This is a genomic window from Pasteurella sp. XG20 (assembly GCF_018968665.1).
Taxonomy (GTDB): Bacteria; Pseudomonadota; Gammaproteobacteria; order Enterobacterales; family Pasteurellaceae; genus Pasteurella; species Pasteurella multocida.
Map to the genome: position 1 here is coordinate 533771 of NZ_CP076656.1, position 15903 is coordinate 549673.

13 protein-coding genes are annotated in these 15903 nt (G+C 41.7%); 5 read left to right on the forward strand and 8 right to left on the reverse strand.

Annotated features, from left to right (window positions below; genetic code table 11):
* Positions 1 to 43: 43 nt before the first annotated feature.
* From dctM to KPF51_RS02450, 4 genes are all read right to left on the reverse strand, one after another.
* Positions 44 to 1327, reverse strand: coding sequence for a C4-dicarboxylate TRAP transporter large permease protein DctM (gene dctM, locus KPF51_RS02435; RefSeq protein ID WP_005721137.1), 1284 nt, complete (start codon positions 1325 to 1327; stop codon positions 44 to 46).
* Positions 1324 to 1950 (reverse strand): TRAP transporter small permease, encoded by a 627-nt coding sequence (locus tag KPF51_RS02440; RefSeq protein WP_005724665.1) that lies wholly within the window; start codon positions 1948 to 1950, stop codon positions 1324 to 1326. Before KPF51_RS02440 ends, dctM begins: the two co-directional genes overlap by 4 nt.
* Positions 1951 to 2020: 70 nt before the next feature.
* A complete protein-coding gene (locus KPF51_RS02445) occupies positions 2021 to 3019 on the reverse strand; it encodes a TRAP transporter substrate-binding protein (RefSeq protein WP_005724666.1) in 999 nt (332 codons plus the stop codon).
* Positions 3020 to 3275: 256 nt separating this feature from the next.
* Entirely contained in the window at positions 3276 to 4562 is a 1287-nt protein-coding gene (locus tag KPF51_RS02450; protein ID WP_005721140.1) for a citrate synthase, read from the reverse strand.
* 317 nt (positions 4563 to 4879) lie between these two features.
* On the opposite strand from KPF51_RS02450, the gene sucA reads away from it, so the two are divergent.
* From sucA to sucD, 5 genes are all read left to right on the forward strand, one after another.
* Positions 4880 to 7675, forward strand: a complete 2796-nt coding sequence (gene sucA, locus KPF51_RS02455) for a 2-oxoglutarate dehydrogenase E1 component (protein ID WP_005724667.1) — start codon at positions 4880 to 4882, stop codon at positions 7673 to 7675.
* Between the two features lie 74 nt (positions 7676 to 7749).
* Complete coding sequence (gene odhB, locus KPF51_RS02460) at positions 7750 to 8964, forward strand: 2-oxoglutarate dehydrogenase complex dihydrolipoyllysine-residue succinyltransferase (RefSeq protein ID WP_061406181.1); 1215 nt, start codon at positions 7750 to 7752, stop codon at positions 8962 to 8964.
* 92 nt (positions 8965 to 9056) lie between these two features.
* Positions 9057 to 9437: a VOC family protein gene (locus tag KPF51_RS02465; protein WP_005721143.1), complete on the forward strand. Its 381-nt coding sequence runs from the start codon at positions 9057 to 9059 to the stop codon at positions 9435 to 9437.
* Between the two features lie 104 nt (positions 9438 to 9541).
* The gene (gene sucC / locus KPF51_RS02470) at positions 9542 to 10708 is read left to right on the forward strand and encodes an ADP-forming succinate--CoA ligase subunit beta (RefSeq protein WP_005724670.1); all 1167 of its coding nucleotides are present in this window, start codon (positions 9542 to 9544) and stop codon (positions 10706 to 10708) included.
* Position 10709: 1 nt separating this feature from the next.
* A complete protein-coding gene (gene sucD / locus KPF51_RS02475; protein ID WP_005751207.1) occupies positions 10710 to 11579 on the forward strand; it encodes a succinate--CoA ligase subunit alpha in 870 nt (289 codons plus the stop codon).
* Positions 11580 to 11692: 113 nt separating this feature from the next.
* Here the strand turns inward: sucD and KPF51_RS02480 are convergent, their stop codons facing one another.
* The 4 genes from KPF51_RS02480 to galE all read right to left on the reverse strand — a co-directional run bounded on the left by KPF51_RS02480 (position 11693) and on the right by galE (position 15710).
* On the reverse strand, positions 11693 to 12355 hold the full coding sequence (locus KPF51_RS02480; RefSeq protein WP_005725662.1) for an HAD family hydrolase: 663 nt from the start codon (positions 12353 to 12355) through the stop codon (positions 11693 to 11695).
* A 265-nt stretch (positions 12356 to 12620) separates the two neighbouring features.
* Positions 12621 to 13265: an adenylate kinase gene (gene adk / locus KPF51_RS02485; protein ID WP_005721186.1), complete on the reverse strand. Its 645-nt coding sequence runs from the start codon at positions 13263 to 13265 to the stop codon at positions 12621 to 12623.
* A gap of 148 nt (positions 13266 to 13413) precedes the next feature.
* On the reverse strand, positions 13414 to 14691 hold the full coding sequence (locus tag KPF51_RS02490; protein WP_005721189.1) for an AmpG family muropeptide MFS transporter: 1278 nt from the start codon (positions 14689 to 14691) through the stop codon (positions 13414 to 13416).
* 2 nt (positions 14692 to 14693) lie between these two features.
* Complete coding sequence (gene galE / locus KPF51_RS02495; protein ID WP_005724774.1) at positions 14694 to 15710, reverse strand: UDP-glucose 4-epimerase GalE; 1017 nt, start codon at positions 15708 to 15710, stop codon at positions 14694 to 14696.
* Positions 15711 to 15903: the final 193 nt, after the last annotated feature.

Below are 15903 nucleotides of genomic sequence, written 5' to 3' on the forward strand. Positions count from 1 at the left end.
AAGCCCCTGTTATCAGGGGCTTTTAACTTAACATTGAGTAAACTTAATGAATCCCCATCCAATTTGGTAACGCCATTGAAATCGCTGGGATATAAGTAATAGCGATGAGGAAGGCGAGTAAGAGCATTAACCATGGTGTTGCTGCACGAATCACCGCGGTTAATGGCATTTTAGACACCGCAGAAGCAACAAAGAGGTTGAGCCCGATTGGCGGTGTAATCATCCCGATTTCCATATTCACCACCATGATAACCCCTAAATGAATCGGATCGATTCCGAGTTGTACTGCAATAGGGAATAAAATCGGTGCAAGAATTAAAATAATCGCCGATGGCTCCATAAAGGCACCAGCAATCAGCAACACGATATTGACGACAATCAGGAACATCCAAGGTGAGAGTTCCATTTTCGTCACGGTTTCAGTAATTAATTGCGGAATTTGTTCGGTGGTTAATACATGGGCAAACAGCATTGCGTTAGCAATAATGAACATTAGCATAACGCTCAATTTGCCCGATTCTAATAACACGCGTGGACATTCACTTAATTTAATGTCTTTGTAGATAAATACCGCGACAACAAAGGAATAAACTGCCGCCACTGCAGCCGCTTCAGTCGGTGTGAAGATACCACTATAAATACCGCCTAGGATAATCACCATTAAGAGTAAACCCCAAATCGCTTTACGTGCGGCTCGGAACCATTCTTTTACACTAGCACGCGGTTGGGCAGGCAGATTTTTAATGCGTGCGACAATATAGATTGCCACCATCAATGCAACCCCTAGTAATAAGCCCGGTACAACACCAGCCATGAAAAGTTTACCTACCGAGGTTTCTGTCGCGGCAGCATAGACGACCATAACGACCGAAGGCGGAATTAAAATCCCTAAGGTGCCCGCATTGCAAATAATCCCAGTACCAAAGCCAATCGGATAGCCTGAGCGAACCATACCAGCAATCGCAATTGAACCGACTGCTGCCACTGTTGCTGGGCTCGAACCAGATAACGCGGCAAATAACATGCAAGACATGACGGAGGCAATCGCTAAACCACCGCGAATGTGTCCAACGGTTGCATTAGCAAAATCAATTAAACGCTTTGCCACCCCACCGGTGGTCATAAATGCACCAGCAAGTAAGAAGAAGGGGATAGCGAGTAACGTGTAATGTTCTGAAGTTTCAAACAATTTGATTGCTAACGAACTCAAGGAATCTTGGCTAAACAGCATGATGACAATGGCACCAGATAGCCCGAGGGAAATGGCAATGGGCACACCTAGGAACATTAATAAGAAAAGTAAAATAAAAAGTGCAATGACGGTCATTTTTCTTCTCCTTGTGCGAGCTTCATCGCATCACCGCTCTCATCAGCAAGCCCTAATCCCACTTGTTTACCGCGTAAAATACGAACTAAAATTTCAATAAAACGGATACCAATTAAGGTAAACCCAATCGGCATAATCATGCCAATTTGCCAAAGTTTGATATCAAAATGATGTAAATCATCTGCCCCAATGTTGGCGATATACATGGCATTAATCCATTCATAACTGGCAGAAGCAATTAAGATCCCATAAATAATGCAAACAGTGCATGCGATGATGCCAAGAGTACGCTGTGTTGAACGCGCAAAGAGTTTCACAACAGCATCGACACCAATATGTCCTGCTGTGCGCACACCATAAGAGGCGCCAAAGAAAATGAGCCAGCCGAAACAGGCTTTGGTAATAGCGATACTCCAAGTCATTTCTTGCGCCACATTCATAATAAATTCGCCAATCGGTTCAGCAATCCCCGCGATACTCGGATAACGATCCGCTAAATCGAAAAACACATTGTATAAGTTATTGAAAACCACATAGAAGAACGTGACGAGAGTCATGATTGCTAACAAAATTGAAATCAGGCATTCTTCAAAACGTTCCCAAAACCATTTGAGTGAAGACATTTACTCCTCCAAGCATATAAAAAGGTGCAATGACGTATTCGCCACAGCACCTTAAATTAAACTTATCTCATTACTTTTTATTTGAGGCTTCTGCAGCTTGGATTAAATCCGCACCAATTTCGCCTTCAAATTGTTTCCAAACAGGACGAACCGCATCACGCCATTTTTCACGTTGTTCTGGGGTCAACGTAATAATCGTAGAGGCTTTAGAGTCAATGATTTTTTGTTTGTCCGCTAAGTTAAGATCATGCGATTTTTTATTCACTTCAACAGACACTTCATCAAGAATTTTACTTAATTCTGCACGAATATCTTCAGGGATACTGTTCCAGAAATTAGTATTAACGATAACCATGTAAGAAAGTAATCCGTGGTTTGACTCTGTAATGAATTTTTGTACTTCATGAATTTTTTGTGAGTAAATGTTGGAATATGGATTTTCTGCACCATTTACTACACCAGTTTGTAAACCTTGATACATTTCACCGAACGCCATTTTACGTGGAACGGCTTTCAACGCTTTAAATTGGGCATCTAACACTTCGGAGTTTTGTACACGGAATTTCAAGCCACGCGCATCTTTAGGCTCACGTAATTCTTTATTAGCAGACAGTTGTTTTAAGTCATTATTCCAATAACCAAGACCTGTAATGCCTTTCTCTTCCATGGACTTCAATAAGGATTTACCAGCTTCGCTTTGTTCAAAACGTTGGACGGCTTCAATATCGTCAAATAAGAACGGAAGATCAAAGATTTGGATTTTTTTCGTGTATTTATCAAATTTTGCTAAAGACGGCGCAAGCATTTGTACGTTATTAAGTAATAATGCTTCCATTTCTTTACCGTCACCATAGAGAGAGGAGTTTGGATATACCTCGACTTTCACTTTACCCGCCAAGCGCTCTTCCACGAGTTTTTGGAACATCAATGCGCCTTGACCTTTTGGTGTTTCATTGGCAACAACATGTGAGAATTTAATCACGATAGGTTCATTTGCCCAGGCAGAGAAAGAGAAGGCAGCACTGATTATCATCGCGCTAACCGCTTTTTTAAGAGTCGATTTTAACATAGTTGTATCCTCTATATTGTGTTTGAGTCGGTTTGTGGTGGCAACAACATAGCGGAAAACGCGGTCAGAAGTAAATCGCTTTGTTATGAATTTGTGAACAAGATCTCTATTTTTTAGCATGAATTTAACATTTTGCTGGACTTAAGAGAGAAAGGAAGTGATAGCGGGGAGGGAAAGGCATTGTATTAAGAATGCACCTGCCGGTGACGTCGTGCTCGGCAGGTGCAATAAAGTGCGGTCAGTTTTTCGCGTATTTTTAACTCTTGTCCATAGCTTCAAAAGAACGTTCTTTTTCACCCATGTAGAGCTGGCGAGGGCGGACAATTTTCATATTGCCCGGTTTGAACATTTCTTTCCAATGTGCAATCCAACCTACCGTTCTGGCTAAGGCGAACATCACCGTAAACATGGATGTTGGAATACCAATAGCCTTGAGAATAATACCAGAATAGAAATCCACATTTGGATACAACTTATGGTCAATGAAATACGGGTCACTGAGTGCAATACGCTCTAATTCCATAGCAACATCAAAGAGCGGATTTTGAATATTGAGCTCTTTTAAAACTTCATGACAGGTTTGACGCATGACTTTGGCACGCGGGTCATAGTTTTTATACACACGGTGACCAAAGCCCATTAATCGGAATGGATCATTTTTGTCTTTTGCACGAGCAATAAATTCAGGAATACGATCGACTGTGCCAATTTCTTCTAACATATTGATACAGGCTTCATTAGCACCGCCATGGGCAGGTCCCCAAAGTGAGGCAATACCTGCTGCAATACAGGCAAATGGATTGGCGCCAGAAGAGGCTGCGGTACGCACAGTTGAGGTGGACGCATTTTGTTCATGGTCAGCATGCAAAATGAAAATACGATCCATGGCACGCTCTAATACTGGGTTAACGATGTAAGGTTCACAAGGTGTTGCAAACATCATGTAAAGGAAATTACCGGAATAAGAGAGATGATTTTGCGGGAACATGAAAGGCTGACCAATCGAGTATTTATAGCACATCGCCGCCAAAGTTGGCATTTTAGCAAGTAAACGAATTGCGGTGATTTCACGGTGAGTAATATCATTAATATCTAAGGAGTCATGGTAGAAGGCGGCTAAAGCACCACTTACCCCACACATGATTGCCATTGGGTGTGAGTCACGACGGAAACCGTGGAAAAAGCGAGAGATTTGTTCGTGAACGAGGGTATGACGACGGACTAATTGCGTAAAGTTTTTGTATTCTTCAGGAGACGGTCTTTCACCAAAAAGCAATAAATGCGCAACTTCAAGGTAATCTGCATTTTTAGCTAGCTCAGCAATAGGATAGCCACGATGTAATAAAACACCATTATCGCCATCGATATAAGTAATTTCAGAGCGACAACAGGCTGTTGACATAAAGCCTGGATCGAAGGTGAACAGTTTATTCTTAACCAGAGATTGTACATCTATTGCATCATAACCAAGAGAGCCTTTGTGTACAGGTAGGTCATATTCACGTCCATCGCTAAGGGTCAGTTTTGCAGTTAATTCAGACATAAGTCATCCTTCCTTTTTAGTAAGTTGTGTTTTATTGCATTTTAATTAACTATAAAGCTTAAAAGAGTCAGTGTCTTCATTATTGTGAAAAAAAAATTGTAAATAAAATGTTATTTTCTAAAAGTGCGACAGAGATCAAAAAATAGTAAAAATGTTAATGCGCTGTTACACAATTGTGTTGCTTATTCACGCGTTTTGCTTTTTAATCGTAGCAAATAGCTTACATAAAGAAAGGATAATTGGGCTTACTTTGCGTTATAATAGTCCAACGATTCTCACTCCTTATTATTACTAAATCATTGTGTCAGGTGGTCCTAATGCAAAAAAATACACCCATTAGCGAGTGGTTAACTTCAAGTGCTCTCGGTGGTACCAATCAGTCTTACATCGAAGAACTCTATGAAGATTACCTTCGTGATCCCGACTCTGTCGATGCCAGTTGGCAAACTATTTTTAACGCCCTTCCGAAATCTCATACTGCCGTTGAGCAACCCCATTCCCAAGTCCGTGATTATTTCAAACGTTTAGCCCGCGATAATTCTCCAAATGGTGTCAGTGTTATTGATCCCAATGTAAGTGCAAGATTAGTGAAATTACTGGCTTACGTCAACGCCCATCGCAATCGTGGTCATTTGCATGCAGACCTTGATCCTTTAAATCTTTGGCAACGGATGGACGCGCCAACCCTCGATTATAAATACCATGGTTTTACGGAAAGTGATCTGGATGAAACCTTTGATTTAGGGGGCGAAGTTGCACACCGTAATCAAATTTCGTTACGAGAATTACAAGACTTATTACAAAAAACCTATTGTGGCACGATTGGGTTAGAGTTCATGCATGTTAACGATGTAGAAGCCAGAACTTGGTTGCAAAATAAGCTTGAGTCACGTGTAACGCAAGGCTTTAACAAAGAAGAACAACTTAAATTTTTAGAAGAGTTAACGGCAGCAGACGGGCTAGAGCGCTATTTAGGGGCGAAATTCCCAGGTGCAAAACGTTTTTCCTTAGAAGGAAGTGATTCGTTTATTCTCTTGATGAAAGAAATTGTTCGTCATGGTAAACGTAATGGTATTGATGAAATTGCGATGGGGATGGCACACCGTGGGCGTTTGAATATGTTGGTCAACGTACTTGGTAAAAAACCATCAGAATTATTTGATGAGTTTGCGGGGAAACACAATGGTAATGGAACCGGTGATGTGAAATATCACCAAGGTTTTTCCTCTGATTTTATGACCGATGATGGCATTGTACATTTAGTCCTAGCTTTTAACCCTTCTCACTTAGAAATTGTCAGTCCAGTGGTAATTGGCTCGGTGCGAGCAAGACAAAAACGCATTAATGACCATGAAAAAGCCAAAGTGTTACCTGTGACTGTACACGGCGATTCAGCGGTCATTGGGCAAGGTGTGGTGCAAGAAACGTTAAACATGTCAGGCACCCGTGGTTATAACGTGGGTGGGACAATTCGCATTGTGATCAACAACCAAATTGGTTTTACTACTTCAAATCCGCATGATACTCGTTCTACCGAATACTGTACTGACATTGCTAAAATGATTGAAGCGCCAGTGATCCATGTTAATGGCGATGATCCTGAAGCGGTAGCCTATGCTGCACGTATGGCGGTGGAATACCGTACTTTATTTAAACGGGATATTTTCATTGATTTAGTCTCTTATCGTCGTCATGGACATAATGAGGCGGATGAACCTTCAGCGACTCAACCATTAATGTATGACCGTATTAAAAAACATCCGACGCCACGCAAAGTGTATGCGGATCGTTTGATTGCACAAGGCGTGATTAATGAAGAAGCCGCGACAGAGCTTGTGAATAATTACCGTGATGCCTTAGATCGTGGTGATTGTGTGGTCGCGGAATGGCGTGAAATGGATTTAACCACTAAAGATTGGACGAAATATTTAAGCCGTGAATGGTGTGAATACGAAAGCAAATTTGATGCAGCACGTTTCAAAGGGTTAGCTCAAAAAGTATGTGAATATCCTGCGCAGCATGAATTACATTCACGCGTCAATAAAATTTATGCCGACCGCACATTAATGGCAAATGGTGAGAAATTATTGGATTGGGGTATGGCAGAAACTATGGCGTATGCCACGTTGTTAGATGAAGGCTATCATGTGCGTTTATCTGGTGAAGATGCCGGACGTGGTACTTTCTTCCATCGTCATTCCGTTTTACACAACCAAAAAGATGCAACCCTTTACATCCCATTAGCGAATTTACATGGTTCACAAGGGCGCTTTGAAGTGTGGGATTCAGTCTTAACAGAAAATGCCGTGTTAGCCTTTGAATATGGTTACGCGACAACTGATCCAAAAACTTTAACCATTTGGGAGGCACAATTTGGCGATTTCGCTAACTGTGCACAAGTGGTGGTGGATCAGTTTATTAGTTCTGGTGAACAGAAATGGGGCAGAATGTGTGGTTTAGTGATGTTGTTACCACATGGTTATGAAGGACAAGGACCAGAGCATTCATCCGCCCGTTTAGAGCGTTATTTACAACTTTGCGCACAGCAAAATATGCAAGTCTGTGTGCCGTCAACGCCAGCACAGATTTATCACTTATTACGCCGTCAAATGATCCGTAAAGTACGTCGTCCGTTGGTTGTGATTTCACCAAAATCCTTACTGCGTCATCCATTAGCAGTATCGACGATGGAAGAATTAATTGATGGCAAATTCCAAAATGTTATTCCTGAAGTCGATGCATTGGATCCAAAACACGTCAGACGAGTCGTGATGTGTTCCGGTAAAGTGTATTACGATTTATTAGAGCAGCGTCGTAAAAATAATCAAAGTGATGTTGCAATTATTCGTATTGAACAGCTTTATCCTTATCCTCATGAGGAAATGAAACAGATTTTAGCGGATTATAGCCATGTCACGGATTATGTGTGGTGCCAAGAGGAACCTTTGAATCAAGGGGCATGGTATTGTAGCCAACATAATTTTGTGTCGTCTATTCCTGAACATGGCAAGCTACGTTATGTCGGTCGTCCAGCTTCGGCTTCACCGGCGGTGGGGTATATGTCGTTACATAATGAACAGCAAACCGCATTAGTGAATGAGGCGTTAGCCTAATGGAAAGTGCGGTCAGGTTTGATGAAAACAGACCGCACTTTTCGCAAAAATAAAACTGATAAAAGGAAAGAAAAATGAGCAATTTTGAGATTATAACTCCCGATTTACCAGAATCTGTCGCCGATGCAACGGTTGTAACTTGGCATAAGAAAGTGGGTGATGTCGTAAAACGTGATGAGATTTTAGTCGAAATTGAAACCGATAAAGTGGTACTTGAAGTCCCAGCACAATCTGATGGTGTACTTGAAGCGATTATTGAAGCAGAAGGCGCCACCGTTATCAGTAAACAATTATTAGGTAAATTGTCAGCCACAGCCGTAGCGGGTGGTGTCACTAAAGAAACGGTTGTCACTCAAGAGCCAACGCCGGCGGATCGCCATCATGCGAATTTAAGTACTGAATCAGTGGGTAGCGACTCGGTGAGCCCAGGGGTACGTCGCTTAATTGCTGAGCATGACTTAAATGCAGAAGACATTAAAGGAAGCGGTGTGGGCGGGCGTATTACACGCGAAGATGTGGAGAAAGTTATCGCGAAAAAAGCCAATAAAGCGCCGAATAAGCCGGCTGAGCCTGCGTTTGTCGTCGGTAATCGTGAAGAAAAACGTGTACCAATGACGCGTTTACGCAAACGTATTGCGGAGCGTTTGTTAGAAGCGAAAAACAGCACGGCAATGTTAACCACATTTAACGAAGTGGACATGGCGCCGATTATGAAATTACGTAAAACTTATGGTGAGAAATTTGAAAAACAACACGGCACGCGTCTCGGTTTTATGTCGTTCTACATTAAAGCAGTGGTGGAAGCGCTAAAACGTTATCCAGAAGTCAATGCGTCGATTGATGGTGACGATATCATTTATCATAACTATTTCGATATCAGCATCGCGGTTTCGACACCACGTGGTTTAGTTACCCCAGTATTACGCAACTGCGATAAATTAAGCATGGCGGATATTGAAAAAGAAATTAAAGCGCTTGCTGATAAGGGGCGTGACGGAAAATTAACAGTTGAAGATTTAACTGGGGGTAACTTTACTATTACTAATGGTGGTGTGTTCGGTTCCCTCATGTCTACCCCGATTATCAATCCTCCACAAAGTGCCATTTTAGGCATGCATGCCATTAAAGATCGTCCTGTGGCGGTGAATGGCGAAGTGGTGATTCGTCCGATGATGTATCTTGCGCTCTCCTATGATCACCGTTTAATTGATGGTCGTGAATCAGTTGGTTTCTTAGTAACGATTAAAGAATTGTTGGAAGATCCAACCCGTTTATTGTTAGAAATCTAAGCATTCATGGAATAAGTGCGGTCAATTTGGTAAAAATTTCAAATCAGACCGCACTTTTTATCCCTATCAAGAGAATCAGTTTAAAGGTAAATATGAGCAATCCCGTTTCTTGGTTTGAAATCCATGTAGAAAATCTACAACGCGCAAAAACATTTTATCAAGCCGTGTTTCAGCTCCCTCTAACAGACGGTGATTGCCCTTCGGGAGAGAAAATGTCTGTTTGCTTTTTTTCAACAGATTATGCGCAATATGGCATTGGTGGCATGTTATATGAAGATAAAGATTTTCCGGTTGTGAGAGGAAATAATTTTACCCTTTTCTTTGCTTGTGAAGACTGTACCGTTGAAGCGGAGCGCGCCGTGAAATTTGGCGGTAAGTTATTACAAGGAAAAACAAGTATTGGCGATGAAGGATTTTATGCGGTTATTGAGGATTCTGAAGGCAATCGAATTGGATTACATTCAATGCAGTAATTCAATGAATTTGACACTTTGAATCAACACTTCTGCCATTTCTTACGATAAACAAACTCGCTTTGAATATGGGCTGAGAATATGAAAATAAGGAACATAACGCTATGAACCTACACGAGTATCAAGCGAAGCAAATTTTTGCAGAATATCAATTGCCAGTAGGCAAGGGTTATGCGTGTAAAAGCGCAGATGAAGCCGCAGATGCAATCAAAAAACTCAATGGTGATGTTTGGGTCGCAAAATGCCAAGTTCACGCAGGTGGGCGGGGTAAAGCCGGTGGTGTGAAATTGGTGCGTAACGAAGCCGAAGTGCGTGCTTTTGCTGACCAATGGTTAGGACAACGCTTAGTAACTTTCCAAACGGACGCTAATGGGCAACCTGTTAATACCCTTTACGTGGAAGAAGGATCGAGCATTGCGCGTGAGTTGTATTTAGGGGCAGTGCTTGATCGTGCATCACAACGTGTTGTGTTTATGGTGTCCACTGAAGGTGGGGTAAATATCGAAGAAGTGGCGGAAAAAACACCGCACTTATTACATAAAATGGCGATTGATCCTCTAACGGGGGGGATGCCATACCAAGGGCGTGAACTTGCGTTTAAACTGGGTTTAAAAGGTGATCAAATTAAACAATTTGCTCATATTTTCGTACAAATGGCAAAAATGTTTGTGGAAAAAGACTTGGCGCTGTTAGAAGTGAATCCCTTAGTGGTGACCAAAGAAGGTAATTTACTGTGTTTAGATGCCAAAATCGTGGTCGATAGTAACGCCTTATACCGTCAGCCAGCATTAAAAGCGATGCAAGACCCAAGCCAAGAAGATCCACGTGAGGCGCTTGCAGAATCACACCAATTAAACTATGTAGCACTTGAGGGTAACATTGGTTGTATGGTGAATGGTGCAGGCTTAGCCATGGGGACCATGGATATTATTAAATTACACGGGGGTCAACCAGCAAACTTCCTTGATGTGGGCGGTGGGGCGACCAAAGAGCGTGTGGCGGAAGCGTTCAAAATTATCTTATCGGATAGTGCAGTAAAAGCGGTATTAGTGAATATCTTTGGTGGTATCGTGCGTTGCGATTTAATTGCAGAAGGGATCATTGCTGCCGTGAATGAAGTAGGCGTCAATGTGCCTGTGGTGGTCCGCTTAGAAGGGAATAATGCGCCTTTAGGTCGTGAGATTTTAGCAAACAGTGGTGTGAATATTATTGCGGCAAGTACTTTAACGGATGCTGCGATTCAAGCTGTGAAAGCCGCGGAGGGAAAATAAGATGTCTATTTTAATTAATAAAGATACCAAAGTGATTTGCCAAGGCTTTACTGGCGGACAAGGCACCTTCCACTCTGAACAAGCATTGGCTTACGGTACGCAATTGGTCGGTGGTGTTTCGCCGGGTAAAGGGGGAACAACCCATTTAGGCTTACCGGTGTTTAATACTGTGCGTGATGCGGTTGACGCCACGGGTGCTACGGCTAGCGTGATTTATGTCCCGGCACCAGGTTGTAAAGATGCGATTTTGGAAGCCATTGATGCGGGCATTCAGTTAGTGATTTGTATCACTGAAGGGATCCCAACCCTAGATATGTTACAAGTAAAACAGCGCTTGAATCAAACTGGCGTGCGTATGATTGGTCCTAACTGTCCTGGCGTGATTACGCCAGAAGAATGTAAGATCGGGATCATGCCGGGCAATATTCACAAAAAAGGTAAAATCGGTATTGTTTCACGCTCAGGTACCTTGACCTATGAAGCGGTCAAACAAACCACCGATGAAGGTTTTGGACAGTCCACTTGTGTGGGAATTGGTGGCGATCCAATCCCTGGGTCAAACTTTATTGATATTTTGAAACTGTTCCAAGATGATCCACAAACCGAAGCGATCGTGATGATCGGCGAAATCGGTGGTTCCGCAGAAGAAGAAGCGGCTGCTTTTATTAAAGACTATGTGACCAAGCCCGTCGTGAGCTATATTGCCGGGGTCACCGCACCAAAAGGTAAGCGTATGGGGCACGCAGGCGCGATTATCAGTGGGGGTAAAGGCACCGCAGATGAAAAATTCGCCGCCCTTGAAGCTGCTGGTGTGAAAACGGTACGCAGTTTAGCGGAAATCGGCGCAGCGTTAAAAGCACTGTTAAAATAGACCGCACTTTTAAGCGATAAAAAGCCCCATATCGTCCAGTATGGGGCTTACTTTATGCTGTTTTTTAAGTCACTATAATTTACGTCAATCTTACCTATTTGCGAAGGTTTATTTTATAAGCAGAGTTGCGTCAATTGTTCGAAATGATGCACGAGATAATTTGGTGAAGCTTGTTTCAACGCTTGTTCGCTATGCGCTCCCCAAGTGACTGCACAAGTATCTATATTTGCGGCTTGACCCATCTTGATATCCGATACCGCATCACCAATCATGATCACGTTACTCAATTGTGCCGCTGTGACGCCAAGTGCATGTAAGGCTGTAAAAATCCCTTCAGGATGCGGTTTATATTCTTTGACTAAATCGGAACCAATCACCACATCAATATAAGGCAGTAATCCTAATGTTTGGGCATTTAAGCGTGCGACATCCGTTTTTTTACTGGTGATAATCGCCGTTGTTTTGTCCGCTTCTTTCAATTGTTTGACACATTCTAGTGCGAAAGGAAAAGCAGAAATGAGTGTATCACTGAGTTCACGATAATGTTGGCGAAATGCATCGAGCAGCATGGCAAATTGTTGTTCTGTGAACGGTGCCGCTCCCATTTTTCTAAATGAGATTTCAATAGGGAGACCCATAAAATGAATAATCTCTTGTGCAGTGGGTTTAGGCAGTGCAAATTGCTCAAATGCTTGTTGGGTGGCAACGACAGAACAATTGGATGAGTCTGCAAGTGTGCCATCAAAATCAAATAAAATGGTGTTGTATTTCGCCATGTTTTCTCCAACGTGTTTGCAGATATAGCCTTTTGAGTTCTCAAACAGGATTTTGTGAAATGCAACCTGAATAGATGGGATATGTCCACTAAAAAAATATTGATGGTGGATGATTATACAATGTTAATGAGGAGAAACAATACAGAATGGATTAACGAAATAAAGGTCAGATTTGTCTAGTGTATTAGACGTTTTTAGATTGCAATGTGGATGAAATTAACACATAAAAAGGCTGTATTAAACAGCCTTTTTTGATAAAAACAAATTACGCTAAAATAGTATCTAATTCTTGACTCACTTCTTCCACTTTTTTCGTCCCATCTAAGCGGAAGTACTTGGTGTTACCCGCTTTCGCTTCTGCTTGGTAGTAGTCCACTAATGGTTTCGTGGTGGAGTGATACACTTTTAAGCGATCTAATACAGTTTCAGGTTTATCATCGGCACGGATGATTAAGTCTTCGCCAGTCACGTCATCTTTCCCTTCTACTTTTGGTGGGTTGTAAACGACGTGATAAGTACGACCTGAGGCTTGGTGTACACGACGACCACTCATACGTTCTACGATCACTTCATCAGGCACATCAAACTCTAAAACGTAGTCAATTTGGATACCGACTGTTTTTAATGCATCCGCTTGTGGAATGGTGCGTGGGAAGCCGTCTAATAAGAAACCTTTGGCACAATCGGCTTGTGCAACACGTTCTTTCACTAATGAAATGATTAAATCATCTGGCACTAATTGACCCGCATCCATTAAGGTTTTTGCTTGTTTACCTAAGTCTGTCCCTGCTTTGATTGCACCACGCAACATATCACCCGTTGAAATTTGTGGAATGCCAAATTTATTCATAATAAATTGCGCTTGTGTCCCTTTCCCCGCACCCGGTGCACCTAATAGGATAATTTTCATAATGACCTCATTGAGTAAAATAATCAGATTTTTTACCGCACCTTGTGTTTTTCATGACAAGGTGCGGTGTGATTTTTCATTGTTTTCGGAATAAAACAAAACAGTTTATGGTTGCTGAATTTGATCCAAATGTCAACCGTTCAGCAAGTTATGCGCGTTGTTCTGCGCTATGCCAAGGGGCGACCTTAAACAACATTAACATACCAGGGATTGCCGCAAAGAAGCAGATCCAAAAGAACGTATAATAGCCATAATCAGCTACTAAGACACCTGAAAAGGCACTAAATATTTTGCTTGGAATAGCGGATAAACTGGTAAAAATCGCTAATTGTGTTGCGGTATAAAGTGGATTGGTTTCTCTCGCCATAAACGCGACAAATGCCGCTGTGCCTAAGCCTACCCCGATATATTCCCCAATAATCACCGTGGTGAGAACAAAGAATTCAAAAGAACCAATCGTATTGAATTTGCCATAACTCGCCATCCATACAAAGCCTAAAATGGTGATCAATTGCACAAAACCAAATAGCCATAAGGAACGGTTAATACCAATACGTAGCATTAAAATTCCACCTAACATGCCTGAAATAATTGATGCCCAAAGTGAGTTTAATTTCACTACAGTACCAATATCGGTTTTGCTAAATCCCATATCTAAAATGAATTTGGTTTGCAAGGACGTGGCGAGGGAATCACCAAATTTATATAAGAAGATAAAGAAGATCAGCCCCAAGGCAGAAGCCACACCTTTACGTGAGAAGAATTCTTTAAAAGGCAATGCAAAAGTATGATAGAACGGCAAAGAGCGGTCAATTTGTGGTACATCAGGTTCTTTACTCAAGAACAATGACAAAATTAACCCTGGAATCATAAAGAGCGCAGTGAAAATAAATACCACATCCCAAGGTAAGCTATCCGCTAAAATCAATGATAGCCCTCCAGGGATTAAGCCTGAAATACGGTAAGCATTCACGTGGATTGAGTTACCTAAACCGAGTTCTTCATCTGTTAAAATTTCACGACGGTAAGCATCGATGACGATATCCTGCACGGCAGAGAAGACCGCAATGGATGTGGATATGACCGCAACAATGGTAATATTGGCGACGGGATCATATTGACCAAGCAAGGCGAGTAAAGCCAATAAGGCAACTTGTGTCATAAACATCCAACTACGACGGCGCCCTAAAAAGTTAGGGTAGTAACGGTCAAGTAACGGAGAAATAATAAACTTCCAAGTATAAGGGAAGCCAATTAAGGTAAAAAAGCCAATGGTTTTGACATCCACATTACTTGACGACAGCCAAGCAGGTACCATTTGGAACAGAACATACAGCGGTAAACCAGAACTGAAACCGGTAAAAATACACAGCAACATGTTCCGACTGAAAATTTGGGATAATAAACTCGGTTTTTGGGTTTCCATAATTAATCTCGATAGCCTTTAGGATTCTTTTTTTGCCAGTGCCAAGTGTCTTTCATCATTTGTTCAAGACCACGCGCTGCTGTCCAGTTTAGTTCTGTTTTGGCAAGGCTAGGATCTGAATAACAGGTAGCAATATCACCTGGACGGCGATCAACAAGTTTATAAGGGATTTTGATGTCGTTTACTTTCTCAAACGCCTTGACCATATCTAATACAGAATAACCGCTACCAGTCCCTAAATTATAAATATGCAAGCCAGCATCGCCTTCGTGACGGTCAAGTGCTTTAAGGTGACCAATAGCAAGATCGACCACATGAATATAATCACGTACCCCAGTACCATCGTGAGTCTCATAATCACTACCAAATACCGAAAGTTGTGGCAACTTACCGATTGCCACTTGGCTAATATAAGGCAATAAATTATTTGGAATGCCATTTGGATCTTCCCCAATTAAGCCACTTTCATGTGCACCAACAGGGTTAAAATAACGCAAGATCGTAATGCTAAATTCCGGTGTCGCTTTGGCGATATCTTTTAAAATTTGCTCCACCATAAATTTTGAGGTGCCATAAGGATTTGTTGTTCCGCCTACTTTACAACTTTCAGTGATCGGAATAATTTCAGGATCACCGTACACCGTCGCAGAAGAGCTAAACACAAAATTCCAAACACCTGCTTTTTTCATTTCTTGTATTAAGACCAATGAGCCTGTGACGTTATTCATATAGTATTCAGCGGGTTTTTGTACACTTTCGCCAACCGCTTTTAAGCCAGCAAAATGCATCACAGATTGAATTTGATTTTCAGCGAAGATTTTTTGTAAAAGTGCGGTATCTAAAATATCACCTTGATAGAATTTGACTTGTTTGCCGGTGATTTGAGCAACACGCTCGAGGGATTTCGGAGAGGAATTACAAAGATTATCTAAAACAACAACATCTTTATTTGCATTAAGTAGTTCAACGACGGTGTGCGAGCCAATATAGCCTGCACCACCTGTTACGAGAATCGCCATATTATGTCCTTAGTTGCGTTATTTGATACAAAGAGTCAGTAGTATAGATCTTTTGCTAATTAAGGGAAAGCACTATCCCCACATAGAAGGTAGGGCTTATCAAAACTTGTTGAAAATCTACCGCACTTTTACTCAAGCTGTCATGTTTGAATTTAGATTTCTTATTAAAATGTTATCAAACGATTACGCAAAC